Source organism: Stenotrophomonas koreensis (assembly GCF_001431525.1).
GTDB classification, from domain to species: domain Bacteria; phylum Pseudomonadota; class Gammaproteobacteria; order Xanthomonadales; family Xanthomonadaceae; genus Stenotrophomonas; species Stenotrophomonas koreensis.
Genome location: NZ_LDJH01000008.1, coordinates 34,644 through 61,436 on the forward strand (window position 1 = coordinate 34,644; position 26,793 = coordinate 61,436).

The 26,793-nt window shown below is 66.6% G+C and carries 25 protein-coding genes; 12 read left to right on the forward strand and 13 right to left on the reverse strand.

Going from position 1 to position 26,793, the window contains the following annotated elements; translation table 11 throughout:
* Positions 1-63: 63 nt before the first annotated feature.
* Positions 64-660, forward strand: coding sequence for a class I SAM-dependent DNA methyltransferase (locus ABB25_RS05305; RefSeq protein ID WP_057664700.1), 597 nt, complete (start codon positions 64-66; stop codon positions 658-660).
* A 64-nt stretch (positions 661-724) separates the two neighbouring features.
* Positions 725-2,038 carry a polyhydroxyalkanoate depolymerase gene (locus ABB25_RS05310; RefSeq protein WP_057664702.1) on the forward strand — a complete coding sequence of 438 codons (1,314 nt, stop codon included), beginning with the start codon at positions 725-727 and terminating at the stop codon, positions 2,036-2,038.
* Between the two features lie 93 nt (positions 2,039-2,131).
* On the opposite strand, the gene ABB25_RS05315 is transcribed toward ABB25_RS05310, so the two are convergent.
* Both ABB25_RS05315 and ABB25_RS05320 read right to left on the reverse strand, forming a co-directional pair.
* Positions 2,132-2,995, reverse strand: coding sequence for a sensor domain-containing protein (locus ABB25_RS05315; RefSeq protein ID WP_244477760.1), 864 nt, complete (start codon positions 2,993-2,995; stop codon positions 2,132-2,134).
* 55 nt (positions 2,996-3,050) lie between these two features.
* Positions 3,051-3,410 carry a PadR family transcriptional regulator gene (locus ABB25_RS05320; RefSeq protein WP_057664704.1) on the reverse strand — a complete coding sequence of 120 codons (360 nt, stop codon included), beginning with the start codon at positions 3,408-3,410 and terminating at the stop codon, positions 3,051-3,053.
* A 212-nt stretch (positions 3,411-3,622) separates the two neighbouring features.
* Between ABB25_RS05320 and ABB25_RS05325 the strand changes: the two genes are divergently transcribed.
* The 4 genes from ABB25_RS05325 (at position 3,623) to ABB25_RS05340 (ending at position 7,492) form a co-directional block, all read left to right on the forward strand.
* The gene (locus ABB25_RS05325; protein ID WP_057664706.1) at positions 3,623-4,558 is read left to right on the forward strand and encodes a peptidylprolyl isomerase; all 936 of its coding nucleotides are present in this window, start codon (positions 3,623-3,625) and stop codon (positions 4,556-4,558) included.
* Positions 4,559-4,661: 103 nt separating this feature from the next.
* Entirely contained in the window at positions 4,662-4,958 is a 297-nt protein-coding gene (locus tag ABB25_RS05330; protein WP_057664708.1) for a hypothetical protein, read from the forward strand.
* 85 nt (positions 4,959-5,043) lie between these two features.
* Complete coding sequence (locus ABB25_RS05335; RefSeq protein WP_057664709.1) at positions 5,044-6,840, forward strand: DUF885 domain-containing protein; 1,797 nt, start codon at positions 5,044-5,046, stop codon at positions 6,838-6,840.
* 139 nt (positions 6,841-6,979) lie between these two features.
* The gene (locus tag ABB25_RS05340; protein WP_057664711.1) at positions 6,980-7,492 is read left to right on the forward strand and encodes a DUF1993 domain-containing protein; all 513 of its coding nucleotides are present in this window, start codon (positions 6,980-6,982) and stop codon (positions 7,490-7,492) included.
* 80 nt (positions 7,493-7,572) lie between these two features.
* On the opposite strand, the gene ABB25_RS05345 is transcribed toward ABB25_RS05340, so the two are convergent.
* Complete coding sequence (locus tag ABB25_RS05345) at positions 7,573-9,132, reverse strand: serine hydrolase (protein ID WP_057664871.1); 1,560 nt, start codon at positions 9,130-9,132, stop codon at positions 7,573-7,575.
* Positions 9,133-9,140: 8 nt separating this feature from the next.
* A complete protein-coding gene (gene rraA, locus ABB25_RS05350) occupies positions 9,141-9,653 on the reverse strand; it encodes a ribonuclease E activity regulator RraA (RefSeq protein ID WP_057664873.1) in 513 nt (170 codons plus the stop codon).
* 108 nt (positions 9,654-9,761) lie between these two features.
* On the opposite strand from rraA, the gene ABB25_RS05355 reads away from it, so the two are divergent.
* Positions 9,762-10,667, forward strand: coding sequence for a DMT family transporter (locus ABB25_RS05355; RefSeq protein WP_057664714.1), 906 nt, complete (start codon positions 9,762-9,764; stop codon positions 10,665-10,667).
* 53 nt (positions 10,668-10,720) lie between these two features.
* On the opposite strand, the gene ABB25_RS05360 is transcribed toward ABB25_RS05355, so the two are convergent.
* The 3 genes from ABB25_RS05360 to ABB25_RS05370 form a co-directional block, all read right to left on the reverse strand.
* Entirely contained in the window at positions 10,721-11,443 is a 723-nt protein-coding gene (locus tag ABB25_RS05360; RefSeq protein WP_057664715.1) for a pseudouridine synthase, read from the reverse strand.
* Between the two features lie 53 nt (positions 11,444-11,496).
* Entirely contained in the window at positions 11,497-13,146 is a 1,650-nt protein-coding gene (locus ABB25_RS05365) for a GGDEF domain-containing protein (protein ID WP_152981036.1), read from the reverse strand.
* Between the two features lie 180 nt (positions 13,147-13,326).
* Positions 13,327-15,333, reverse strand: a complete 2,007-nt coding sequence (locus ABB25_RS05370) for a DEAD/DEAH box helicase (protein WP_057664719.1) — start codon at positions 15,331-15,333, stop codon at positions 13,327-13,329.
* A 199-nt stretch (positions 15,334-15,532) separates the two neighbouring features.
* On the opposite strand from ABB25_RS05370, the gene ABB25_RS05375 reads away from it, so the two are divergent.
* Positions 15,533-15,751 (forward strand): RNA-binding S4 domain-containing protein, encoded by a 219-nt coding sequence (locus ABB25_RS05375; protein WP_057664720.1) that lies wholly within the window; start codon positions 15,533-15,535, stop codon positions 15,749-15,751.
* A 37-nt stretch (positions 15,752-15,788) separates the two neighbouring features.
* On the opposite strand, the gene ubiM is transcribed toward ABB25_RS05375, so the two are convergent.
* Together ubiM and ABB25_RS05385 are read right to left on the reverse strand one after the other, a co-directional pair.
* On the reverse strand, positions 15,789-16,952 hold the full coding sequence (gene ubiM / locus ABB25_RS05380) for a 5-demethoxyubiquinol-8 5-hydroxylase UbiM (RefSeq protein WP_057664722.1): 1,164 nt from the start codon (positions 16,950-16,952) through the stop codon (positions 15,789-15,791).
* A gap of 87 nt (positions 16,953-17,039) precedes the next feature.
* Positions 17,040-17,564, reverse strand: coding sequence for a DUF4019 domain-containing protein (locus ABB25_RS05385; RefSeq protein WP_057664876.1), 525 nt, complete (start codon positions 17,562-17,564; stop codon positions 17,040-17,042).
* A 487-nt stretch (positions 17,565-18,051) separates the two neighbouring features.
* Between ABB25_RS05385 and ABB25_RS05390 the strand changes: the two genes are divergently transcribed.
* Positions 18,052-18,570, forward strand: coding sequence for a methylated-DNA--[protein]-cysteine S-methyltransferase (locus tag ABB25_RS05390; protein WP_057664724.1), 519 nt, complete (start codon positions 18,052-18,054; stop codon positions 18,568-18,570).
* On the opposite strand, the gene ABB25_RS05395 is transcribed toward ABB25_RS05390, so the two are convergent.
* Positions 18,543-19,700, reverse strand: a complete 1,158-nt coding sequence (locus ABB25_RS05395) for a hypothetical protein (protein ID WP_083488124.1) — start codon at positions 19,698-19,700, stop codon at positions 18,543-18,545. The two genes, ABB25_RS05390 and ABB25_RS05395, sit on opposite strands and share 28 nt — an antisense overlap.
* A 120-nt stretch (positions 19,701-19,820) precedes the next feature.
* On the opposite strand from ABB25_RS05395, the gene ABB25_RS05400 reads away from it, so the two are divergent.
* The gene (locus ABB25_RS05400) at positions 19,821-21,065 is read left to right on the forward strand and encodes an alkaline phosphatase family protein (RefSeq protein WP_057664726.1); all 1,245 of its coding nucleotides are present in this window, start codon (positions 19,821-19,823) and stop codon (positions 21,063-21,065) included.
* 68 nt (positions 21,066-21,133) lie between these two features.
* Here ABB25_RS05400 and ABB25_RS05405 read toward each other — a convergent pair whose 3' ends face one another.
* Both ABB25_RS05405 and ABB25_RS05410 read right to left on the reverse strand, forming a co-directional pair.
* The gene (locus ABB25_RS05405) at positions 21,134-21,358 is read right to left on the reverse strand and encodes a 30S ribosomal protein THX (RefSeq protein ID WP_057664728.1); all 225 of its coding nucleotides are present in this window, start codon (positions 21,356-21,358) and stop codon (positions 21,134-21,136) included.
* 106 nt (positions 21,359-21,464) lie between these two features.
* Positions 21,465-21,878, reverse strand: a complete 414-nt coding sequence (locus ABB25_RS05410) for a MerC domain-containing protein (protein WP_057664729.1) — start codon at positions 21,876-21,878, stop codon at positions 21,465-21,467.
* 114 nt (positions 21,879-21,992) lie between these two features.
* On the opposite strand from ABB25_RS05410, the gene ABB25_RS05415 reads away from it, so the two are divergent.
* On the forward strand, positions 21,993-24,215 hold the full coding sequence (locus ABB25_RS05415) for a TonB-dependent receptor (protein ID WP_057664731.1): 2,223 nt from the start codon (positions 21,993-21,995) through the stop codon (positions 24,213-24,215).
* A gap of 158 nt (positions 24,216-24,373) precedes the next feature.
* Positions 24,374-26,146, forward strand: a complete 1,773-nt coding sequence (locus ABB25_RS05420; protein WP_083488125.1) for an amidohydrolase — start codon at positions 24,374-24,376, stop codon at positions 26,144-26,146.
* A gap of 143 nt (positions 26,147-26,289) precedes the next feature.
* Here ABB25_RS05420 and ABB25_RS05425 read toward each other — a convergent pair whose 3' ends face one another.
* The gene (locus ABB25_RS05425; protein WP_057664733.1) at positions 26,290-26,775 is read right to left on the reverse strand and encodes a Fur family transcriptional regulator; all 486 of its coding nucleotides are present in this window, start codon (positions 26,773-26,775) and stop codon (positions 26,290-26,292) included.
* Between the last annotated feature and the right edge of the window lie 18 nt (positions 26,776-26,793).

Here is a 26,793-nt window from a genome sequence, read left to right on the forward strand (position 1 = left end):
CGCGCACTCCGGTGGCTGGCGTAGGATGGGCGCCATTTTCACCGATCCGCACCACGCACGCACATGCAAAAGCTCTACGACCAGGCCTATTTCCAACGCTGGTACCGCGACTCGGGCCTGGATGACCCACGCCAGCTGGCGCGCAAGGTCGCCCTGGCGGTGAGCACCGCCGAGTACTACCTGCAGCGCGAAGTGCGCAGCGTGCTGGATATCGGCTGTGGCGAAGGCGCATGGCGGGCGCCGTTGCGCAAACTGCGCCCGAAGGTTTCCTACCTGGGCTTTGATCCGAGCAGCTATGTGGTCGGCCGCTATGGCCGCAGCCGCAACCTGCACCAGGCCCGTTTCGGTGATTTTGCCTGGCTGCGCCCGTGTGCACCGGTGGACCTGCTGGTCTGCTCCGATGTCCTGCATTACCTGCCCAGCCGCGAACTGCGCGCCGGCCTGCCCGGCCTGGCGCAGATGTGCGCCGGTGTCGCCTGGCTGGAAACCTTCACCAGCGAAGATGCCTTCGAAGGCGACCAGGACGGCTTCCAGCAGCGCAACAGTGCCTGGTACCGGCGCAACCTGCGCGCTGTCGGCTTCCAGCCGCTGGGCAGCCACCTGTGGCTGGGGCCGGACTGGGCCGGGCATACCTCGGCACTGGAAACATCCATGCGCTGACGGACAGACAGCGGTCATCGCCTGGTGTTATGCTGCGAGGCAACATAAGTACAGACATACTGGCATGCTTTATCAGTTGCACGAGATGACCCGCAACCTGCTGGCCCCCTGGGTCCACCAGGCACAGGCCAATGCGGCGTTTCTCACCAACCAGACCCACTGGTGGTCGGCCATGCCCGGCGCCGAGCGCATGGCAGCGATGAACGAACTGTTCCATCGCATCGGCAAGGATTACCAGAAGCCGGCCTGGGATCTGCATGAAGTAGTGATTGATGGGCAGCCGGTACCGGTGGCCGAGCGCGAGGAGCTGGCCCTGCCGTTCTGCCGGCTGATCAATTTCAAGCGCCACAGCAACGATGCCGCCCAGGTGGCGGCGTTCAAGCAACAGCCGGTGGTACTGGTGGTGGCGCCGTTGTCCGGGCACCACGCCACCCTGCTGCGCGACACCGTGCGCACCCTGCTGCGCGATCACCGGGTGTATGTCACCGACTGGGTCGATGCGCGTATGGTGCCACTGCGCGAGGGCAAGTTCGGCCTGGACGATTACATTGCCTACGTGCGCCAGTTCATCGAGCATCTGGGTGCTTCCCAGCTGCATGTGGTCAGCGTCTGCCAGCCGACCGTGCCGGTGCTGGCGGCGGTCTCGCTGATGGCCAGCGCCGGCCAGGCCACGCCGCGCTCGCTGGTGATGATGGGCGGGCCGATTGACGCCCGCTGCAGCCCCACCGCGGTGAACAACCTGGCCACGCGCAACCCGCTGTCGTGGTTTGAAACCAACCTGATCCACCCGGTGCCCGGCAATTACCCCGGCGCCGGACGCGCGGTGTATCCGGGCTTCCTGCAGCATGCCGGCTTCCTGGCGATGAACCCGAGCCGGCACCTGATGTCGCACTGGGACTTCTACACCTCGCTGGTGCAGGGCGATCTGGATGATGCCGCCGCCCACCGCGCCTTCTACGACGAATACAACGCCGTGCTGGACATGCCGGCCGAATACTACCTGGACACGATCCGGGTGGTGTTCCAGCAGTTCCTGCTGCCCCGCGGCCAGTGGGTCGTGGACGGGACCAGGGTCGATCCTTCGGCCATCACCGGCACGGCCCTGCTCAGTATCGAGGGCGAGCTGGATGACATCGCCGGGCTCGGCCAGACCGAAGCGGTGCATGGGCTGTGCACCGGGGTGCCGGCAGCCCGCCGCCAGCACATCGTGGTCAAGGATGCTGGCCATTACGGCATTTTCTCCGGCCGCCGCTGGCGGGATTTTGTCTATCCGCAGGTGCGCGATTTCATCGCTGCCCAGCACGCCGATGAAGTGGCGCCGCGCCGCCGCCGCAGTGCCAGCGTCACCGCGCTGCGCCCGCGCCGCGCCGCCGGCTGACGTCCCGCCGCGCCACCGCTGCAAGGTTGCCCAACGAACACGGGCCCGGGTCATCAACCCGGGCCCGTTCTTGTTTGCTGCAGCGCTGGCCCGTCAGCCGTGGCGGACCAGCAGGTGCTTGGCCAGTTGCCCGTGCAGGCGGCCCAGGCCACGGGCCAGGTGCAGGGTCACGGTCAGCATCACTGCCCCGGCCAGCATCAGCAACGGCCAGCTCCACAGATGCTCGAGCAGATCGGTACCGCCCACATACACGCCACCGCCACCGAACAGCGACAGCAACGGCGCGGCCAGGGTACCCAGCGACAGGCTCAGCCCGGTCACCATCACGCTGAAGTACAGCGTGCCCAGCGGCAGCATCAGCAGGAAATACACCAGCGTGGCCCAGCTGCGCGGGTCGGTGAACATCGCGCCGATCCGCTTCAGCCACGGTGTCTGTGGATCCTGCCAGTTCGAGCGCCGCGGCATGCGCACACCGAGCAGCACCTCCACCATCCGCCCCTCGATGAAGGCCAGGGCACGGATCGAGCCCAGGAACAGCACCAGCAGCGGCACACCGATGATCAGGATCAGCAGCGAGACCGACAGGCTGGCGCCGACCACCGCCCAGGTGAAATAGAACACCCCGGTCCACAGCGACAGCAGCAGGTAGAACAGCGCACCGTAGGTGACCGGATCGGTATAGACGCCGAACATCCGGCGCAGCAGCCCGTCCGCTGCCGGGGCAGCTGCAGGCACCGGCCCGCGTAGCGCCCGGTTCACCGTCACCTCGGTTTCCAGGTAGATCTGCGCCACTTCCTCCGGTGCGCCGTAGCTGCCGGCGACACTGGCGATCACCTCGGCCTGGTCGCGTCCGGGCTGCTCGGCCAGCTCACTGCGCAGGTATTCCTCCGCGTCATACAGCGCATCCTGGATCAGGGCCGGATCGGCACCTTTCAGGGCCTGCCTGAGCTGTTGCAGCTACTGCTCGATGGTCACCGGCAGCGGCCGGTCCGGCGGGGAAGGCTGGTTCATCTCACGACTCTCCTTGCAGAAGGGTTTGCACGCTGTCTCGGGTGGTGTTCCAGGCGGCGGTCCACTGCGCCAGCACCTGGCGTCCATCGGGGTTGATGCGGTAGTAGCGTCGCGGCGGGCCGGCCACGGACGGCTCGATATGGCTGTCCAGCAGCCCGGCAGCCTCCAGGTTGCGCAGTACCGGGTACAGCGCGCTCTGCTTGCCGGCCAGAACGCCGCCACCGGCCTCCAGCGCCTTGGCGATCTGGTAGCCATACAGCGGCTCGGACGCCCGCCCCAGCACGGCAAGCAGGACCAGCGACACCGTGCCACTGCTGAGTTCCTTTTCGAACTTGCGCTGCAGGCCGTCGATATCGGCCATGGCGATCTCCTTCAGCTAGGTTGAAGTGGATACTAGTACGAACCTCGCTATAGCTAATGTGCCAATAGTCATCCCGGATGCAGTGCAACGATGCCGCCACCGCGCATGGCATGCCGTGGCCACTGCGCAGATCGCCGCTGCAGCCGCCGGTGCGCTGCCAAACGGGCCGGTTTGACGCACAATCCAGGGCTTGCCACTGCCCGGACCCGTCCATGTCGTCACCTCGCCTGCTGCTGTCCACCGCCCTGCTTGCCCTGTCCCTGACGACTGCAACGGCCCAGGCCGCCGAACCGGACCGCAACACCCCGGCGCCGATGACGGCGGCACAGATCATCGCCGCCGCCCCGGCCAGTGCCTGGCGCACGCCCGACCCGGACAACCTGCTCTATATGCAGCTGCCCGGCGGCCTGGTGGTGATCGAGCTGGCGCCGCAGTTTGCCCCGCGGCATGTGGCCAACATCCGCCAGCTGGCCCGGCAGGGCTTCTGGGACGGACTGAGCGTGTACCGGGTACAGGACAATTTCGTGGCCCAGTTTGGCGATGCATTGGCCGATGACCCGGCCAGCGCCCGCCCGCTGGGTGCGGCCGCTACCGCCTTGCCGGCCGAGTTCGAGGTAGCTTCCGGCAGCGTGGCCTTCACTGCCCTGCCCGACCCGGATGGCTGGAGCGATGCGGCCGGCTTCGTCGACGGCTTTGCCGCTGCCCGCGACCACCAGTCGGCAACCACCTGGATGGCGCACTGCTACGGCATGGTCGGTGCCGGGCGCAACAATGCGCCCGATTCCAGCCAGGGGGCCGAGCTGTACGTGGTCATCGGCCAGGCCCCACGCAACCTGGACCGCAACATGAGCGCGGTGGGCCGGGTGATCCATGGCATCGAGCACCTGTCGGCGCTGCCGCGCGGCCCGGAGCCGATGGGCTTCTACCCCCAGCGCAGCCAGGACACACCGATCGCGTCGATCCAGCTGGCCAGCAGCCTGCCGCCGGAACAGCGCCTGCCATTGCAGGTACTGCGTACCGATTCGGCCAGCTTTGCCGCCGCCACCGAAGCCCGGCGCAACCGTCGCGATGCGTTCTACCGGCGCCCGGCCGGGCATATCGACCTGTGCAACATTCCGCTACCCAGCCGCCTGGCCAGCGCGCCCTGAGCGGTGGCGCCCGGCAACGGCAAGCGGCAGCCAGCAACGGGCGGATCACCCGGTCTTGGCATGGACAGCGGCATGCTGGCCTCCTGAATTCCGGAGACCTGCCATGGCCCTGCTGCGTTTGCTCATCACCGGCGATGCTGACACTGTTTCCACCATCAGCAAGCACCTTGACGGTATCGAGGGTGTGGAACGGGTGGAGCCCGTGGATGACCTGATGGACCACCTGGATGATGCCGATTCCAGCTCGGCCGGGCTGTCGGACAACGCAGGCGGCAGCCAGCTGACCACGCTGGAAGTGGAAACCGACAGCGATGAGGCCACCCAGGCCGTGCGTGATGCCGTACTCAACCTGTCGCGGGCGCTGGACGTGGTGGTGGAGATCGAAAGCGACAACGACTGAGGCCAGCGGCCACCAGCCAATGGCAGGGGACGCAGCCCACGCCGGCGGCCTATGCTGCAGCCACCGTCTGCCAATCCGAGCCGCCATGCGCACCACCGTTCTCGCCACTGCCCTTGTTGCTGCCCTGTGTGGCTGTCAGCCCAGCGCCTCGCCGGCCGGGACGACGCCAAACGTCCAGATCCAGCAAGACCACAATGCCCAGTTCGCTGCACTCTCCGAGCTGGCACTGCGGCAATGGATGCAGCACTCGCCGATCAGCGCCACCCAGATCGGCGAGCACCGGTATGACAACCGCATCGACGATGTCAGTGCACAGGGCATCGCCGCCGGTATCGAGCAGACCCGCGCCCTGCTCGATGCACTGGAGGCGATCGACACCCAGCAGCTGAGCCGGGACAACCAGGTCGATGCGGCCATCCTGCGCAACCAGCTGGAAGGCGACCTGTTCCGCGCCACCACCCTGGCCGACTGGCAGTGGGACCCGCAGTTCTACAGCGGCCTGGCCGGCAGTGCGATCTATGGCCTGATGGCACGGGATTTCGCCCCGCTGCCCGACCGCCTGCGCGCGGCCACCGAGCGGATGGAGCAGATCCCGCAGATCTTCGCCGCCGCGCGTGCCAACCTGGACCCGGCGCGGGTGCCGAAGATCCATGCCGAGACCGTGGCCCGGCAGAACCGCGGCATCCTCAGCTTGGTGGCAACCTTCATCACCCCGAACCTGGACCAGCTGCAGGGTCAGCAGCGCCAGCGCCTGGAAGCGGCAATCACGACGCTGGAGGCAGCCGTCAACCAGCACCAGCAGTGGCTGGATGAGCAGCTGGTACCCAATGCGAAGGGCGACTTCCGCATCGGTGCCGAGCTGTATGACGCCAAGCTGCGTTTTGCCCTGAATGCCGAACTCAGCCGCGCCGACATCGGCCAGCGTGCCCAGGCCGAGCTGGACCGGGTACGTGTCCAGATGTACGGCATTGCCCAGCGCGTGCTGGCCGGCCGGCCCGGTGCCCCGGCCACCCCGGACAACCCCACCGCGCAGCAGCAGCAACAGGCCATTGAAGCGGCGCTGGAACTGGCCTATGCGCAGAAACCGGCGCGCGATGCCGTGGTACCTGATGCCAGGGCCGCACTGGAGGTGGCCACCGCCTTTGTCGCCGAACACGACCTGATGACCCTGCCTGATGCGCCGGTGGAGATCATCCTGATGCCCGAATTCCAGCGCGGCGTGGCGGTGGCCTACTGCGATTCACCGGGGCCCCTGGACAAGCACCTGAAGACCTTCTACGCGGTCAGCCCGATCCCGGAAGACTGGAACGATGGCCAGGTCGACTCCTTCCTGCGCGAATACAACAGCCGGATGATCCACCTGCTGTCCATCCATGAAGGCACCCCGGGCCACTACCTGGAAGGCTGGCACTCGGCCAAGCACCCGTCGATGCTGCGTGCGGTACTGCGTTCGGGCCTGTTCGCCGAGGGCTGGGCGGTCTACACCGAGCGGATGATGCAGCAGGCCGGTTACCTGGACAACGACCCGCTGTTCCAGCTGGTGCAGCTGAAGTTCTACCTGCGCACCATCGCCAATGCGCTGCTGGACCAGGGCGTGCATGTGGAAGGCTGGGACCGCGACCGCGCGATGCAGCTGATGGTGCGCGACAGCTTCCAGCAGGAAAGCGAAGCGGCCGGCAAATGGACCCGCGCCCAGCTCACCAGTGCCCAGCTGCCGACCTACTTTGTCGGTGCGCAGGAGCACTTTGATACCCGCACCGCCGCTGAAAAAGCCTGGGGCAAGGACTTCAACCTGAAGACCTACCACGACCGCATGCTCTCCTTCGGCGCACCGCCGGTGCGCTACGCCCGCCAGCTGCTGCTGGAGCAGCCGATCCAGTAAACCACTGCGCAAGCGCCGGCCTGCTGCGGTGACAGCACCCGGGCGCACAACTGGGTTACCGTGCAGGCAGCCGGCGCCCCCTGGCGCCGGTTGCGGGCACACTGCCTGCCGCCATGCTCCCTGCCACTGGAATGACACCATGACCGACCCGATGTACAGCGCCTCCGTCCCCGTCCTCAAGCAGATGCTCGGTGCCCTGGCCGGCGTACTGGACAAGACCCAGACCCATGCCACCGCACGCAACATCGATGCCACGGTATTCCTGCAGGCGCGGCTGGCACCGGACATGTTCGCCCTTGCCCGCCAGGTACAGATCGCGGTGGATTTTGCCAAGGGCATCAGCGCCCGCCTGGCCGGTGTGGAGGTCCCTTCCTGGCCGGACAATCCCGATGCCGGCTTCGAAGACCTGCAGGCACTGATTGCCCGTGCGCTGGCCCATCTGGACGGACTGCAGCCGGCGCAGTTTGCCGATGCCCACAGCCGCCAGATCGTGCTGCGTGCCGGCACGCCGAAGGAGCGCAGCATGAGCGGCGACCACTACCTGCTGCATTACGGCCTGCCGCAGTTCTTCTTCCATGTCACCACCGCCTACGCGATCGCGCGCCACCACGGCGTGGAAATCGGCAAGCGCGACTACATGGGCAGCTACTGAGCCTGGCAGGCGCGGGCAGTCATCCACTGCCCGCCACCTTGGGCCCAGCCCCACGCTGGCCGCCAGCACTTTGGGCCATCTCAGTGCAGCGGGCGCAGGTCCAGGTCCTGGAAGTCAAAACTGAAATCGGTCAGCGAGGACACCGCCTGCATCTTCACCGCCGACACCTTGCCGTCGACATCGAGGGCAAAGTTGACGAAGGCATCGGCATTGAGCGAGCGGTCATCCCAGCGCACGATGAAGGTATCGTGCTGCCAGTGCTCCAGGCTGCCGACCAGCTGTGCGGTACGCGAAAAACGCAGCCGCAGCTGCTGGCCATGCTGCTCGACCAGCACATCGCCATACCAGCGGTCGCGGTAGGTGGCGGCATAGGCCTGTAGCGGCAACGACGGGGTACTGTCGGCCACCCGTGCGGCCTGATGCGCAGCCCACTGTTCGTCGGCTTTTTCCCGGCCCTTGGCCACCGCCTTGGCGTAGGCATCCACCCAGTCATGCGCCGGTGCCTGCAGCATCGCATCGAGCACGTGGTAGGTGATGGCGTTGAAGGCGGCGCCCACCTCCTGATTGGTCAGCACCACCACGCCCAGCTTCTGCTCCGGCACCAGGGTCACCCGCGACACCATGCCCGGCCAGCCACCGGTATGCCAGACCAGCTTCTGGCCGCGGTAATCACTCAGGCTCCAGCCTTCGCCGTAGCCGGCGAAATTCGGACGCATCGGCGCCAGTTCCGGCACCACCGGCTCGGCAATGCCCTGCGGGGTCACCACCGACCACATCTGCTGCTGGCGCTTGTCGCCGAACAGGCGTGCATCACTGCCGGGCAGGCGGCCGCCATCGAGCTGGACATTCATCCAGCGTGCCATGTCATTGGCGCTGGAATAGACGCCACCGGCAGCGGAATTGTTGTGCCAGGTCAGTGGTGCCACCGTGCGCAGCTCGCGCCAGTCATACAGCGCATGGCCAACGGCCACCTTGTCGCCCCGCTTCAGATGGTCGGCATTGAAACGGGTATCGGCCATGCCGATCGGAGTGAACAGCCGCTGCTGCAGGAAATCGGCAAACGACTGCCCGGAAACTGCCTCGATCACCAACTGCGCCACGCCATACAGCACATTGTCATAGGCATACTGCTGACGGAAACCACCCTTCAGCGGCACCTGTGCCAGGCGCTGCACGACCTCGGTGGTGGTGTAGTCGGTGGTTGGCCAGAACAGCAGGTCACCCGCGCCCAGCCCCAGCCCGCTGCGATGGACCAGCAGGTCGCGCAGGGTCATTTCCCGGGTGATGTAGGCATCGCCCATGCGGAACCACGGCAGGTGATCGATCACCTTGTCATCCAGGCTGAGCTTGCCCTCTTCGGCCAGCACCGACAGCGCGGTGGCCGTCATCGCCTTGGTATTGGAGGCGATCGCAAACAGGGTATCGGCATCCACGGCGGCCGGCTTGCCGTGCGCGCGCACGCCCCAGCCCCGGGCCAGGATGACCTGGCCATCCTTGACCACGGCCACTGCAATCCCGGGCACCTGGAACTGCGTCCGCACGCGCTCGACGGTGGCATCCAGCAAGGCCAGTTCCGACGGAACGGCCGCCTCCTGCGCCTGCGTACTGCCCATCGCGATGGCCATCAGCAGGCCTCCCATCCACTTGTTCAAACCGTTGCTCCTGTTGCTTCAGCCAGCGCCGCAGTGGCCTGGTGTTCGTCCAGCACGACGACGCCGCTGGCGTCGACAAAGATCCACTGACCCGGGACGATGCGCGCGCCTCCGAACTGCAGCACCACATCGACCTCGCCCAGGCCCTGCTTGTCGGTCTTGCGCGGGCAACTGCCCAGCGCTGCCACGCCCAGCGCCATTCCGGCCACGGCCTCGACATCGCGTACGCAGCCATGGATCACCACACCGGCCCAACCATTGGCCACTGCCGCGGCAGCCACCAGGTCACCGAGCAGTGCATGGGCGGTATCGCCGCCGCCATCGACCACCAGCACCCGGCCATGACCCGGCTGGTTGGCCAGCTCGCGCACCCGCGAATTGTCGGCCGGCGCACGCACCGTCACCACCCTGCCGTGGAAACGGGCATGGCCGCCGTAGTGGCGCCAGGGCAGACAGACTACCGTGGCCTGCGGGAAACGGTCACTCAGATCGGGTGTGGTCCACGACATCGCGCGCTCCTGTGCAAGGGAAACGCTGATCTTAAGCGGCGATGCACGCTGCGGCGAATCTGCCACCGCAGGCACTGCCATGTGGGCGCGAAAGCGCGACAATGGGCAATGACTCATGAATTACGTTCGGCCCACCTGCAGATCCACCTGTGCGTACTGCTGTGGGGCATTACCGCCATCCTGGGCAAGCTGATCAGCCTGGATGCGCTGCCGCTGGTCTGGTGGCGCATGCTGATCGTGGTGGTGGTGCTGGCGCTGTTGCCGCGGGTCTGGCGCGGGCTGGTCCGGCTGGACCGCAAGCAGGTGGCCGGTTACAGCCTGATCGGCGCCCTGGTCGCGCTGCATTGGCTGACCTTTTATGGCGCGGTGAAACTGGCCAATGCCTCCGTCGCGGCCACCTGCATTGCGCTGGCGCCGGCCTTTACCGCGATTGTCGAACCCTGGCTGGCCAGACGCCCTTTCCGCCCGCGCGAGCTGGCGCTGGGTGTGGCGGTGTTGCCCGGCGTGGCCCTGGTGGTGGGCGGGGTGCCCGATGGCATGCGCCTTGGCGTCGCCGTGGGCGCGGCCTCGGCATTGCTGGTGGCACTGTTCGGCTCGCTCAACAAACGCATGGCCGGACGTGCCGACCCACTGACCGTCACCGCCCTGGAACTGGGGGCCGGCACCGTGCTGCTGACCCTGATTGCACCGTTGCTGCCGCTGCTGATGCCGGCGTTGGCCAGTGAGCTGTGGGTGATTCCGGACCTGCGCGATACCGGCCTGCTGTTGCTGCTGTCCATCGTCTGCACCCTGCTGCCGTTTGCGCTGTGCCTGGTCGCGCTGCGCCAGCTTTCGGCCTACACCATGCAGCTGGTGACCAACCTGGAACCGGTCTACGCGATCATCCTGGCAATGATCCTGCTGGGTGAACAACGCGAACTGACCCCGGCCTTCTATGCCGGCGTGGCGATGATCCTGGCGGTGGTGTTCTATGACCCGGCGCGCAGCGCACTGCAGCGCCTGCGCCAGGCCTGAAACACTACGGGCGGCCCAGGGCCGCCCGCTGCCATCGGTACCGGGTTGGACGCCTAGAACTGCACGTTGCCGGGCAGCAACCCACGCAGTTCCACATCAGTGAGGTTGCGCCACTGGCCGGGCTTGAGCGCGCCGAGCCTGATGTTGTCGATGCGCACCCGGCGCAGCTGGATCACCCGGTATCCCAGCGCCGCGGACATCAGCCGGATCTGCCGGTTCAGGCCCTGCTCCAGGATGATGCGGAAGCCATATTTGGCGAACTTGCTGGTGCGGCACGGCAAGGTCAGCTGGTCATGGATATGCACGCCACGGGCCATGCTGCGCAGGAATTCATCGGTTACCGGCTTGTTGACCTCGACCAGATATTCCTTCTGCCGCTTGTTTTCCGCGCGCAGGATCTGGTTGACGATGTCGCCATTGCTGGTCAACAGGATCAGGCCTTCGGAGTCCTTGTCCAGGCGGCCGATCGGAAAGATCCGCTGCTCGTGGCCGACGAAATCGACGATATTGCCTTTCACCGCACTTTCCGTGGTGCAGGTGATGCCCACCGGCTTGTTCAATGCGATATAGACATGACGGCGCCCGGTGCTCTTGCTGAGCTGGCGGGCACGCAACGGCTGGCCATCGACCAGGACGGTATCGCCCTCTTCGACCACCGTCCCCATGCTGGCCGGTTTGCCATTGACGGTGATACGGCGGGCGCTGATCAAGCGATCAGCCTCGCGCCGGGAGCAGTAGCCGGTTTCGGCAATGTGTTTGTTGAGTCGATTGGTCATGCGCCATTATCGCCGAACACGCCGCTGCCAACAGCAACCAGCAGCGCCCTGATTCAGGCCTCGAACACCTGGTTGCGGCCCTGTTGCTTGGCCCCGTACATGGCCTGGTCGGCGCGCCGCAGCAGGGCGGCCATGTCCATGTCACCCGGATGGTACTGGGCAATGCCGATGCTGGCGGTCACCAGCAATCCGGGGGCGCTGGAGCGCAGCTGGATCTGCGCCAGTTGTTCGCCGATGGCCTGCATGCGCGCACGCGCACCGGCAAGGTCCACCCCGGGCAGCATCACCAGGAATTCCTCGCCGCCCATGCGCACCACATCATCGGCGCGGACCGATTCGGCCATCACCCGTGCCACTTCGACCAGCACCTTGTCGCCGACATCATGGCCGTAGGTATCGTTGATGGCCTTGAAATGATCAACATCGACAAAACCAATGGACAGTACCCCCGTCGTGCCGGCCTGGGTGATCAGCTGGTTCAGCCGCTGCAGCCCGACCCGCCGGTTGGGCAGCCCGGTCAAGCCATCGGTATCGGCCAGCCGACGCATCTGGTCGCGCTGCTCGCGCAGCAGGCCCAGGCGCCGGTTGAAGGCGAACGCGGTGATCAACAGCAGCCAGGTAGCCACCAGCTGCATGATTTCGATCCGGTACACCACCAGCCAATGGGCGCCGACCAGCTCACCGATCACCAGCGCCATGAAGGGCACCAGCCCCAACCAGCCCAGCAAGCCGTCACGCAGGCCGCGCAACTGCGCCAGCAAGGCCACCCCCAGCACCAATACCGCGCCGACCACCATCAAGACCTGCGGGGCAATGGCCAGGATCGGCAAGGCACTTTGCGGCAGCAACAGGCCGCAAAAAGCCAGCAGCAGGATCGCCTGCAGCAGACGCTGCACGACCACCTTGGAGCCAGGCAGCAACTGGCTGCCGGCGCACAGCAGCCACAGGCCGGCCAGCATCAGCGCAGCCACCATCAGGCTGGTCACCGCCTGCCATTGCACCAGCCAGCTGGATACCGGCAGCCACGGGTAGGGATAACCGGACAATCCGGTAATCAGCGCCTGCCAGATGAAGAACAGCATGCAGCTGGCGGTATACAGCACGAACATGCGGTCGCGGCTGGCCATCCAGCCCAGCAGCGCGCTCAGCGCCAATGCCAGCCCCACGGCCATGCACGAGGTACGCACCAGCAGGCGGGCGGTATCGTGCTGCTGCAGCGGGCTGGGGCCACCGAGCATGATCGTCGGTATCCATTCCGGGCGGATCGGCGATTGCCAGGCCACCACGATCGGCTCCTGGTTGCCGGCGGTAGGCACGACCACCTGGCCCACGCTGCTGCGGAAACGCGAGTCGCGCGTACGCGCATCGGACATCAGGCCACAGGTGACACGCTCACCGTGGCTGATCATCACCTCGCCGGAAAACACATTGAAGACCAGCACCGCCTGCGGGGTGCCCGGCCAGCCCCCCGGCGGGGCCTGCAACCGGGCCTGGCGGTCCAGCTGCTGGATCAGCGCGGCATCACAGCCCCGCTGCGGGCTCGGGTGTGCACTGGCCTGCCCTTCCAGCACATAGCCGCGCTCGAACGAAGCGGCAGACCAGCCCTGCGCCTTTGCCGCCAACGGCCACAGACCGGCCAGCAGCATCAGCACGGCGAGCAGAGCGCAGGCAAGCGGCCTGGTCGAGCTATCGGTCCTGATCACTGATTCCGCTACCACCGCTGCTGCCCCCTGCAACCTTGTTTCACTGGATCACCCGTACCGGCGCTGGCAGGCCGTTGATTGCCCAGGCCCGGCCAGCGGTATCACGCCAGTACTGCCATGCCTGCGTTGTAAAGATACAGAAACGGCGCCACCAGGGACGCCGTTTATTGCAACTACTGCTTAGAACTCACGTGGGCCGCGGCTGCGCGGGCCGCGTGGAGCCGCACCGGGGCCACGCGACTCAAAACCGCCCTCACGACGCGGCGGGCGGGCATCAAAGCCCCCATCGCGCGGCGGGCGCGGGCCACGTTCGAAACCACCCTCACGCGGCGGACGCGGGCCGCGTTCGAAGCCCCCATCACGCGGCGGGCGCGGACCACGCTCGAAACCACCGTCGCGCGGTGCCCGCGCCTTGGCTTCGGAATCGGCACGCGCCTGTGCCGGGTCAATCGGCTGCATCTTCAACTGCTGGCCAGCCACCCAGACCTTCTGCAGATGGGCGAGCACGTCCTGGGGCATGTCGGCCGGCAGATCCAGTACCGAATGCTCGTCATGGATGTCGATACGGCCGATGAAACGGCTTTCCAGGCCAGCCTCGTTGGCAATCGCACCAACGATGTTGCCCGGCTTGACCCCGTGGCGATAGCCGACTTCGATACGGAAGGTCTCCATGCCGCTTTCCGGATTGCCACGCGGTGCCGGATCACGGCGCGGACGCTCCTCGCTGCCGAAACGATCTTCGCGCGGGGCACGTTCGAAACGGGCCGGCGCACGCTCAAAGCGCTCGGCACCGCGGCTGAAACCCTCACGCGGGGCACGTTCGCTGCGCTCGGGACGCTCGGTGCGCGGCTGGCGCACCGGCGGGGTCAGCAGGAACGGGGTATCGCCCTGCAGCTGGCGGGCCAGCGCGGCGGCCACATCCAGCGGATCGAGCTGGTTTTCGGTAATGAAGTCCTGCAGCATTTCGCGGAAGAACTTCAGGCCATGCTCGTTCTCCAGCTCGCCACTGATGCGGGCCAGGAACTTGCTGATCCGGTTGTCATTGACCGCTTCCACGCTGGGCAGCTGCATTTCCTCGATCGGCTGGCGGGTGGCGCGTTCGATCGCGCGCAGCATGCCCTTCTCGCGCGGGGTCACGAACAGGATCGCATCACCGGTGCGGCCGGCACGGCCGGTACGGCCAATGCGGTGGACGTAGCTTTCGGTGTCGTAGGGGATGTCGTAGTTGAGCACATGGCTGATGCGCTCCACGTCCAGGCCGCGGGCGGCCACGTCGGTGGCCACCAGGATGTCCAGCTTGCCGTCCTTGAGCTGGGCGATGGTGCGCTCGCGCTGGGCCTGCTGCATGTCGCCGTTGATCGCTGCGGCAGCCAGGCCGCGGGCCTGCAGTTTCTCGGCCAGTTCCTCGGTGGCCGCCTTGGTACGCGCGAAGATGATCATCGCGTCGTAGCTCTCCACTTCCAGGATGCGGGTCAGCGCATCGAGCTTGTGCATGCCGGCCACCCACCAGTAACGCTGGCGGATGTTGGCACTGGTGGTGGTCTTGGAAGCAATGGTCACTTCCACCGGCTCGCGCAGGTAGGTCTGGGCGATACGGCGGATCGCCGAGGGCATGGTGGCCGAGAACAGGGCCACCTGACGCTGCTCGGGCAGCTTCTTGAGCACGGCTTCGACATCGTCGATGAAGCCCATGCGCAGCATTTCGTCGGCTTCGTCCAGCACCAGGGTCTTGAGCTCGGACAGGTCCAGGGTGCCGCGGTTGAGGTGATCGATCACCCGGCCCGGGGTACCGACAACCACGTGCACGCCGCGGCGCAGGGCCGACAGCTGCAGGCCATAGGGCTGGCCACCGTAAACAGGCAGCACGCGGAAGCCGGGCATCGAGGCAGAATAGGACTGGAAGGCCTCAGCCACCTGGATGGCCAGCTCGCGGGTCGGCGCCAGCACCAGCACCTGCGGCTTGTGCGCAGCCAGGTCGATATTGGACAGCACCGGCAGCGCGAAGGCGCCGGTCTTGCCGGTACCGGTCTGCGCCTGACCGAGCACGTCACGGCCTTCCAGCATGGCCGGAATGGTGGCGGCCTGGATCGGCGACGGGGATTCATAGCCAATCGTGGCCACTGCGCTCATGACAGCGTCAGACAGGCCAAGGTCTGCAAAACGCAGGGCGGGGGTTTCTTGCGACATGGGGTAACTCCGGGGAGCACCGCTACCAGGACGGCAACGGGCGTGATAAGGCGCATGGGTGCGCCCTGCGCGGTATCGGTCAGGACAAACGATCAGGGCAAGTGAACAATCAGGCCCTACCGCTGCACGCCGGAAGTACGGTTAGACCCAAGGTTTGAGAGGATAATGCATTTCTCCCAACCGCAGCGTTAACGACCGCATGACAACCCTGGCCTTCGCCCTTGATGGCGAATACATCGAACTGAAATCCCTGCTCAAACTCACCGACCTGGTCAGCAGTGGCGGCGAGGCCAAGGTCGTCATCGACGACGGGCAGGTTACCGTGGATGGCCAGGTCGAGACGCGCAAGGCCTGCAAGATCCGTCTTGGCCAGGTGGTCGAGTTCGCCGGTACCCGGATCCTGATCGAAGCGCCCTGAACCCGGGCCGGCGGCCGGAAACACCGCGCCGCGCCGCTCAGCCAGTCAAGTGGCTGCGCAACAATTGCCTGAACGGCGGCATCGACGCCGCCAGAGCCATCGCACCACCGCGTGCGATGCGTGCCGGCCAGCGGGTATCGGCAAACAGGCCGGCAACCATCCCGGTGGCAGCAAACAGCGGCGCGGTCGCCAGACGATGCTCACGCGCGTAACGCTGCAGGGCATTGTCAGCGGCGGCTCCAACGCCCGCGGCGCGCAACGCCCCGGCCAGGGCACCGGCACTGCGCAGCCCCAGATTGAAACCATGGGCGGTGACCGGATGCATGCCCACGGCGGCATCGCCGGCCAACGCGAAGCCCGGACCGGCAAAACGATCAGCGTAGACGGTAACCATCGGATACAGATGGGCCGACGAACAGGGCCGCATCCGCCCCCAGCGGTGTTCAAACAGGCCGCTGACGGCATCGGCAAACGCCGGCTCATCCAGCGTCATCAAGGCCTTTGCCCGCGGCAGTGGCAGGGTCACCACCGCCGAAGCCACCCCGGGCTGCAGCGGCAGCAACGCCCGCGTATGCCCCTGGCCGAACCATTCCCAGGCCACCTGCTGGTGGTCGCGCTCGATGTGCATGTTGCGCACCACCATCGCCGTACCGTGCTCATGGCTGCGTGCGCCCACCCCGAGCATCCGCCGGGTCGCAGAAAAGCGGCTGTCGGCGGCGACCACGATCTGGGCCTGCAGCCTGCGGCCATCGGCCAGTTGCAGCACCCAGCCAGCCGCTTCCCGACGCACCGCCTGCAACGCCACGCCGTCGATCAACGACCAGCCGGTTACGGCCTGGGCAGCCTCCCAGGCCGCCTTGCGGATCCGCCAGTTGGACACCAGCCAGCCCAGCGGTGCACTGTCGTGGGCACCACGGTTGTCGACATCCAGCGCGAACGGCAGATGACGGTCACGCACACTGGCCTTGCGCAGCGGCCAGATCGCCTGCTGATCCAGCCGGGACCAGATCCCGGCCTGCTCCAGCCAGTTGCGCGAAGCGTGGGTCAGCGCGATCTCGCGGCCATCAAAGGCCGGCTGTGCCAGGAGGGCAGCGGCCTGCTGCTCGACCACGGCCAGGCGCAGGCCACTACCGGCCAGCAGGTTGAGCAAGGTCAACCCGACCGGGCCGGCACCAATGATCGCCACATCCACCTTGTCCATACAGCGCTCCGAAAAATCCGAGCCGCCAGCCTAGGGGCCACCGAGTGGACGGGCCTTGATCTGGATCAGCGCCGGGCAGGCCGCACGTTACTGCCCGACCGGACGCACGCTGTAGCCGGACACACGCCAGGTACGGTCCTCGTCCAGACGGAAGGAGACCAGTTCACGTACCGGCTGGGCGCTGTTGGCAAAACGGGTGGCGAAACTGACATTCAGGTACACCCCCTGCGGGACCGCACCGCCGGCCGCGTACTGGACCCGGGTGACACTGGGCTGGCCACGCTGGACCACCGCCCCCAGGCGCTGGCGGTCAGCGGCCATCGCCTGGATGAACCCCGGCCGCGAGGTGGCCTTGCGCATCACTTCCGCCGCGCCGTCCCACACCTGACCGGCATTTCCGGCATCGATCAGACCGGCAACCCGCGCCGCCGCCGCGGACATCTGCGCATCCTGCCGCGCCAGCGCCTCACGCTGTTGCGCATCGGCAACGGCCGGCGCGGCTGCCGGTGCAGTCGCTGGCCGGGCAGGCCCTGCGGTGGTCTGCGCCGCCACCAGCGCCGGCGCTGCCAGCAAAACGGTACTGAACACGATGGACAACATCGAACGCATCATCAACTCCGTGATCATCAAAAACGCCATTACCCACGGCAATGGCGACCAGGCTCATCCTGATCCGGCCAGCATAAAGCACCGCTGCCGATCCGGCCCATGCCGCAGGAACGGCACTCCCGGCAACCGCCATCCGTACTGGCGGCAGGATGTTGCGCCGTGCGTCATCCGCGCTGTCGCACACCTCCGGGCGCGACACGGCAATGGCAGGGTCAGGCGGTGCCAGCTCGCCGGCTTGCTGGCGCTCCCGGCCGGCACCAGCAGCCACACACTGCGATCCGCCCGCCCGGCCGGCCCCCGCACCCTCGGCACCCGGCCGCAGTCCCTGGCTGACATGATCGGCTCCGGGCCAGCAAGCTGGCCTGGCAGCGGCCAGCTTGCTGGCCCGCCGTCGTCGTTACCACCGGCCACGCGCGATTGCCCTACCCTTGCCCTGTCGGCAAGGCAACACGGCCTCGCCCCACCACTGTTCCGAAGCCGCCACAACGCCATGAGCACTGTATTTTACGACTGCTTTGACAGCCCGATCGGGACACTCACCATTGCCGCCGATCAGGCCGGCCTGCGCCAGGTGCTGTTTGCCCAGCACCGTTACCCGGCCAGGGGCCAGGCCGATTGGCAACATGCTCCCGACGCGCCGGTATTGATCGAGCCGCGCCGGCAATTGCTTCAATACCTGCACGGGCAGCGCCGCCACTTCGAGCTGCTGCTGGCCCCAGAAGGCACGCCCTTCCAGTCGCAGGTATGGAAGACCCTGGCGCAGATTCCGTTTGCCAGCACCTGGAGCTATGGTCAGCTGGCCGGGCAGATCGGCCGGCCCACGGCGGTGCGTGCGGTGGGCGCGGCCATCGGCCGCAACCCGCTACCGATCGTGCTGCCCTGCCACCGTGTCATCGGCAGCCAGGGCGCGCTGACCGGCTTTGCCGGTGGACTGGCCGTCAAACAGGCCCTGCTGTCGCTGGAACGCCGCCACACCGGGGCTCAATTCCCCGCTGCGCTGCCCTCCTGAGCCGGGGCCTCGGGCGCGGCCGCACTGGCCTGCCCGTCCTCCCCGGTATCGGCATCCTCGCCCTCCACCGCCGGTTCCAGCGGGGGCAGCAACAACGCGTCGGAGCCATTGTCGATTTCCGCCAGCGGGCTCTCTTCCGGGCAGCTGGCATCGGGGAAACCAAAACGTTCCTTCAGCGCCTGGCCACAGCTGGTCAGGGCCTCCAGGTCATTGCGGCCATTCTTGCAACGCTGGTCAAAGGAAACCAGGAACGCATCCTTGCGGCGGACAAAATCGGCACCGCATTTGCGCATCTGCCGGATCCGCTCCAGATCGTCCTGCACCGCATTGGTGCCATCCAGGCCAAACTGACGCAGCTCCTCGGCGGTGAGCAGGCGCAGGCTGCGGTTGGGAACGGTCATCATCAGGTCCGCCACACCGATGGCCACCCCATTGCGCTGCAGGTAATCCTTGACCCGCGCATAGACCTGCTGCAGCTCTTCGTTGAGTTCGGCGCGCGAGGTGGCCTTGGAGGAGATGCGCATCATCCGGTGGATGCCGACCTTGCCGGCCAGCAGGCGGTTATCACCGGCCGCCAGCACGAATACGCAGGCGCTGTGGCAGACCGAGCCTTCACGCACCCATATGGTCCATCCCGATTCACCGATCTGGTCGCCGGCACGGATGGCCGCCTCCACCTGGCCACCGCTGGAATCCAGATCCAGCACCCGGCGGGTGATCTGCAGCGCATCGGCCACTTCGGTGATGCGCCACATCGCCTCGACAAATACCCCGGTGATCTTGCCCTCATAGCGCACCCGCAACAGCCCACGTTCCTGGCAGGGTGCCAACACCTGTTCCACTGCCGGGCGCGACAGGTCCTCCAAGGCCTGGCCATCGCCACCCAGGGCGTAATCGACATCGCAGCTGACCAGGATCGAGTTGCCTTCCAGCGCCACCTCCGGCCATTGATCGGTCTGCGGACGCGGCGGCAATGGCGGCGCGTCGGCGCTGTTGATCGAGACCATGTGCTCGCCATCAGCAGCCTGCGCGCGCAGCGCGGCGTCGGTCAGGTTCTCCAGCCCGGCCTCCGGGACACTGCATGCGCCAAGCAGCAGCAAAGGCAAAAGACAATGCACAACGCGCTTCATCCAGGTCCATCCACAACTTGGTGCCAGCCGTCAGTCTAGGCGCTGTCGCCTGACTGCAATGCAGACAGACTGAACTATCGTCACATGCCTGTTCCCGGGCAAGCCGAGTATCCTTGTGCGATGAAAGCGTCTTACCTGTTGACCGGCCTGGCCGCCCTGCTGCTCTCGGCCTGCGCCAGCCTCTCCTCCCCCGGTTCCGCCCCCGCCACTGTGGCCAGCGCCACCAGAAGCAGCGTGGTATTCCTTTCCATCGACGGTTTGAATGCCAGTGCCTTGGGCAAGGGGCATACGCCGAACCTGGACCGGCTCGCCGCCGCCGGGGTCCAGGCGCGCTGGATGACACCCTCCTATCCCTCGATCACCTTCCCCAACCACTACACGATGGCCACCGGACTACGCCCGGACCGCCACGGCATCGTGCACAACCAGATGGAAGATCCCGAGCTGGGGCGCTTTGAACTGAGTGATGTGGAAGCCGTGCGCACCCCCGGCTGGTGGTCCGATGCACTGCCGATCTGGGTGCTGGCCAGTCGTGCCGGTCGCCGCACGGCCAGCCTGAGCTATCCCGGCGGCGAGGTCGCCATAGACGGCCAGCGCGCCGACCTGTGGCACCCCTACGATGAATCCATGCAACCGCAGCAACGCATCGAACTGATGCTGCAGTGGCTGGAACAGGAGCAGCGGCCGGATTTCGTTGCCGGCTACTTCGAGCACGTCGACAAGGCCGGCCATTACTACGGCCCCAATTCGGAGCAGTACGCCAGCGCCATCGAACTGATCGATGCGGCCATCGGCACGCTGGTGCAAGGCCTGGAGCAGCGCGGCATGCTGGCCCATACCAACCTGGTCATTGTCTCTGACCATGGCATGGCCGAAGTGCCGGACGGCAATACCGTGGCGGTGGAAGACATGATCGCTCCCGAGCTGGCCCGCGCGGTCAGCGTCGGGCAGCTGATCAGCTTTGCTCCTACCCCCGGCAATGCAGACAAGGCGCGGCAGATTCTGGTTGGCCAGCACCGCAACTACGACTGCTGGCCCCGCGAACAACTGCCTGAGCGCTGGGAATTCGGCAGCCATCGCCGGATTCCGGCGATCATCTGCCAGATGCACGAGGGCTGGGATGCCAACACCCGTCAGGTGCTGGCCAAGCGCCGGCCGGGAGTGCGCGGCTCGCATGGCTACGACAACGCCCTGCCATCGATGCGCTCACCGTTCATCGCCATCGGCCCGGCCTTCCGTCAGCGCACGGTGATCGAGCCGATCGAGAATGTCGACATCTTCCCGCTGCTGGGCAAACTGCTGCAGATCGAGCTGCCCCATGGTGACGGCGAGCTGGAAGCCACCGCCAACGCACTGGCCGATTGATCAAGCAAGCCAAGGCATAAAAAAACGCGGCGCTGTGCGCCGCGTTTTTTTATGCCGTATCTGCAGGATCACTCCGCTGCCGCGGATTTCTTCACTGCCGCCTTTTTGGCGACCGCCTTCTTGGCAACGGCTTTCTTCACTGCCGGAGCTGCCGCCACCGGCGTGGCAGGCTTGACTGCAACGGCCGCACTGCTGCCTGCAAAGGCGCTGCTGCTCGATGCATGCCGGCGCGAATTGCCATAGCTGGAATTGAAACGCTTGCCCTTGGCAGTCTTGCGGTCACCCTTACCCATCTTTCTTCACTCCTGGAAAATAGTGGTATCCAAGCCGCTTGCACAGGTATCTACAGCAGTGATGTCCTGAGGCAAAGCAGCAGGCCCCTGCAGACTAGCACGCTATTCAGTGGGCACAATTCGGACCGTGGACATGACCACGGTTCAGCCGCAGGTTGGCCAGGTGCGCCATTCCGACCAGCACGCCGCCCACGGCCATTGCCGCCGCATGGGCCGCTACCGAATGATGCACCGGCGGCACCACCAGGGCTGACCACATCAGCAACAGGCCAGGCACCATCAACGCAATCGCCGACCAGCCACGGTGACGGGCAAAGCCCGATCCCAGCGAAACCAGTACCACCACGGTCACCAGCAGCACGGTGATCCGTTCGACCCGGTCATCCCACCACACCCCCAGCGCAAATCCGGGAGCGACCACCAGCACCAACGGCAGCAACGCACAGTGGACGGCACACAGCAGCGACCACAGCGCGCCAAATCGATCAAGCAGGGTTCGCATTGCGCTTCGTGGGGACATTACTTTCGACTGCTGGCTGACTGTATTGGAATACTATAACATTTCTCGCAGGCCGGCAGAACGCCGGCATTACTTCGCCCCTCGACTGATACACAGTAACAACGGAAACCGCCCATGCTACTGCCCCTTCCCCTGTCCCGCCGCGTACTGGCCACCACCATTGCCAGCCTGCTCAGCCCATTGGCAATGGCGCAATCGACCCCTGCCAGCAGCGCGCATGACCATGGCGACCACCTGACCGAGCTGAGCGCGGTGAGGGTCACCGCTTCGCCGCTGCGTGGCGATGCCGAATCACTGGCCCGTCCGGTCAGCGTGCTGGCCGGCGAAGCGCTGGACAGCGCCAAGGGCGCCACCCTGGGCCAGACCATCGGTAACCTGCCCGGTGTGCATAACGCCAGCTTCGGCACCGGCGTCGGCCGGCCGATCATCCGTGGCCAGGATGGTCCGCGCGTGCAGGTACTGAGCAATGGCCTGGCCAGCGTCGATGCCTCCAGTCTGAGCGCGGACCATGCCAGCAGCGTCGAGCCGTTCCTGGCTGACCAGATCGAGGTGTTCAAGGGACCGGCCACCCTGCTGTTCGGCAGCGGAGCGATGGGCGGGGCGGTGAACCTGGCCGATGGCCGGATCGCGCGCGAACTGCCGCAACGCGCGCTCAGTGGCCGCGCCGAACTGCGCGGCAACAGCGTCAACGACGAGCGCAGCGGGATGTTCCGCCTGGACGGCGTGGCCAATGACAACTGGGTGCTGCATGTGGACGGCCTGGTCCGCAATACCAACGACACCCGGATTCCCGGCCCGGCGCTGCTGGCCGAGGACGGACACGATGACCACGACCATGACCCGGGCCATGCCGATGAGGTGCCTGCGGTCTTCAATGGCCGGCTGGGCAACAGCCGGCTGTCCACCCATGCCGGCGGCGTCGGTGCCACCTGGTTCGGTGATGAGGCCTATGCCGGGCTGGCGTTGAGCACCTATCGCAGCAAGTACGGCATCCCGCTCGGCGCCCATGTCCATGGCGAAGATGGACATGGACATGGACATGATGACCACGGCGACGATGCACACGCCGATGAAGTGCATGCCGAAGATCCGGTGGTGCGGGTGGACATGGTCAGCAACCGGGTCGAATTCCGTGCCGGCCTGGACAACCCGACCGGCTGGCTGAAGGGGCTGCATCTGCGCAGCGCCTGGACCGATTACGAGCACCATGAACTGGAGGATGGCCAGGCGATCACCCGCTTCGCCAACCAGGGACTGGAAACCCGCCTGGAGGCCGTGCAGCAGACCATCAATGGCTGGGACGGCGCGTTTGGCCTGCAGCTGGCCGATACCCGTTTCCGCGCCGATGGTGCCGAAGCCTTCGTGCCGGGCACCGATACCCGCACCGCCGGCCTCTTCGTGCTGCAGGAAAAGCGCTTTGGCGAGCTGAAGCTGGAACTGGGCGCCCGCCATGACCACAGCCGCCTGCGTCCGCGCGATGGCCAGCCCGAGCGCAGCTTCAACGCCACCAGCGCCTCGCTGGCCGGGATCTGGAGCGTCTCGCCGGCATTGGACCTGCGCTTTGCGGTGGACCATACCGAGCGTGCGCCGGCACACGAGGAGCTGTACGCCTCCGGCCTGCACGTGGCCACCGGCAGCATCGAGATCGGCAACCCGGCGCTGGAAGTCGAACGCGGCCAGCGCATCGAGCTGGGCCTGCACACGCACACCGACCGTGTCGAATTCCAGGCCGCGCTCTACCACACCCGGTTTGCCGACTATGTCTACCTGGCCCAGACCGGCGTGGTCGAGGACGGCACCCCGGTCCGCCTGTGGACCCAGCAGGACGCGGTGTTCAGCGGTGCCGAAGCCCAGGCGACCTTCCACCTGAACCACGGCGCAGCTGGCGACTGGGACCTGCATCTGTTCGGTGACATCGTCCGCGCCAAGCTTGATGGCTCGGGCCAGCGCAGCGTGCAGATGGATGTGCCGCATGGCAACCATGCCCACCACTACCTGGTGGAGCTGCCCAACAGCGGCTACCTGCCGCGGATCGCCCCGGCGCGACTGGGCAGCGAAGTCCGCTGGAGCCTGGGCAACTGGCGTGCCAGCCTGGGTGCCACCCACCATGCCCGCCAGGACAAGGTGGCCGCCAACGAGGCAGAAACCGCCGGCTACACCCTGGTCAACGCCAGCCTCGCCTGGCGCGTGGACGGCAACGATGGCAAGGCCTGGGAGGTGTTCGTCGATGGCCGCAACCTGACCGACCGCCTGGCCCGCGAGCACACCTCGCAGCTGCGCGATTACACCGTGCTGCCCGGCCGCGGCATCGCCTTCGGCGTGCGCGCCTGGTTCTGAGTTCCCGCCACCACGCCCGCCGCCATGGCGGGCGTGGTCCGGGCAGCCGGTCCAGCACAGCAGGCACCTGCACGGCCGCGCTGGCTGCCGTTTCCATACCTGCCGTGCACATGCCGCCACGCTAGCGTTACCGGCAACCTTCACTGCGGACACCGGTCATGAAGCCTCTGCTGGCTACCCCTCTGCTGGCCCTGCTGGTCACCCCTGCCACCCACGCAGCCGACACCCTGTACGCTGGCGGCCCGGTGATCACGATCAACCAGGCCCAGCCGCAGGCCGAGGCGGTGGTGGTGCGCGATGGCCGCATTGCATTTGTCGGCAGCCGCCAGGCGGCGATGCAGTTCAGCCCGCAGGCCCGCGTGGTCGACCTGCAGGGGCACACCCTGGCACCGGGGTTCATCGATGCCCACAGCCATGTTTCCGGTACCGGCCTGCAGGCACTGTCGGCCAACCTGCTGCCAGCGCCCGATGGCCAGGGCAATTCGATCCCGGACCTGCAGCGGATCATGCGTCAGTTCCTCACCGACACCGCCACACCCGGTGGTTACCCGGTGCTGATCGGCTTCGGCTATGACGATTCGCAGCTGGCCGAAGGCCGTCACCCCAACCGCCAGGAACTGGATGCCATCACCACGGATGTTCCGGTGATCCTGATGCACCAGTCCGGCCATCTGGGCGCCTACAACAGCAAGGCGCTGGAGCTGGCCGGCATCGATGCCGCCACCCCCGATCCGGAAGGCGGGGTGATCCGCCGCGAACCCGGCTCGCTGGTTCCCAACGGGGTGATGGAGGAAACCGCGCACAACCTCACCCTGACCAGGCTGATGCCCACCCTGGGCCTGGAACAGGCCATGGCCATGCTCCAGGCCGGCCAGGCGCTGTACATCAAGCACGGCTATACCACCGCCCAGGACGGCAATACCGATGCCGGCACCCTGGCGATGCTGCCGCTGGCCGGCAAGGCCGGGAAGCTGAGGATCGACGTGGTCGCCTACCCCAACATCGAGGTGGCATTGAGCAGCCCGACGATGCAGGGCCCGTACTACGGCCGCCAGTACACCGACCACTTCCGCATCGGCGGGGTCAAGATCACCCTGGACGGCTCGCCGCAGGGCAAGACCGCCTGGCTCAGCCAGCCCTACTACCAGGTGCCCGAAGGCCAGCAGCCCTCCTACGCCGGCTACCCGATCTTTACCAACGCCCAGGCCGATGACCTGATCACCCGCGCCTGGGAGCGCGGCTGGCAGGTGCTGGCCCACGCCAACGGTGATGCGGCCATCGATCAGTTCATCCACGCCGTGGGCGCGGCCCAAAAAGCCCATCCGGGCAAGACACTGCTGCCGGTGCTGGTCCACGGCCAGACCCTGCGCCGCGACCAGGTGCCGCAGATCGCCCGGCTGGGCATCTTCCCGTCGCTGTTTCCGATGCACACCTATTACTGGGGCGACTGGCACCGCGAATCGGTACTGGGGCCCGAGCGAGCCGAGAACATCTCGCCCACCCGCTGGGTGCTGGATGCCGGCATGAAGTTCACCTCCCACCACGATGCGCCGGTGGTATTCCCCGATTCGATGCGGGTGCTCGATGCCACCGTCAACCGCACCACCCGCAGCGGCCAGGTGCTCGGCCCGGAGCAACGGGTCACCCCGCTGGAGGCGCTCAAGGCGCTGACCCTGTGGGCGGCCGAGCAATACGGCGAGCAGGACAGCAAGGGCTCGATCGAGGCCGGCAAGCGCGCCGACCTGGTGGTGCTCTCGGACAACCCGCTGACCATCACCCACGCCGGCCTGCATTCGATCAAGGTGCTGCAGACCATCAAGGATGGCGAGGTGGTCTACGACGCGACCAACGCCAACAGCAGCGTCTCCTGCGCGGACACCCCCGAATGCGCCCGACGCCTGGCCGGCACCGGCTTCGGCCACCAGCACTGAAACACCGCGCCGGCCGGGGTAACGCCCGGTTCGGCCTGCGGGAGCGGGCTCCGGCCCGAAGTGATTGCAGGAGCCGCCCGGTCCGCTGAAAAACAAAGGCCGCACCATGTGCGGCCTTTCCGTTGATCAACAGCTGGCAGGCCTCAACCGGCGCAGTTGGCGCACAGGCCGTGCACTTCCAGGGTCTGCGCCTGTGGCTTGAAGCCCAGCGCGCGGGCGCGTGCATCGAGCAGGCGCACGATCTCGCTGTCTTCCAGCTCCACCGCGTTGTGGCAGCTATTGCAGATCAGAAACGGTACCGAGTGCTGGTGGCTGGAAGGATGGTGGCAGGCGACAAACGAGTTGACCGAGGCCAGCTTGTGCACGAAGCCGTTGGCCATCAGAAAATCCAGCGCGCGGTACACCGTGGGCGGGGCATCGGCGCCCACGCCCTTGCCGGCACGCACCCAGTCCAGCAGCTCGTAGGCCTTGACCGGCTTGCCCGCCTCGGCGATCAGGCGCAGCACATTGGCGCGGATCGGCGTCAGCCGCAACCCACGCTCGGCGCAGACCCGCTGCACCACGGCGATGAAGGCGGCCGCGTCATCGACATGGTGGTGGGGGGCGGTGCAGGCGTGGGAATGCGGCATGACAGACTCCTTGCGGCG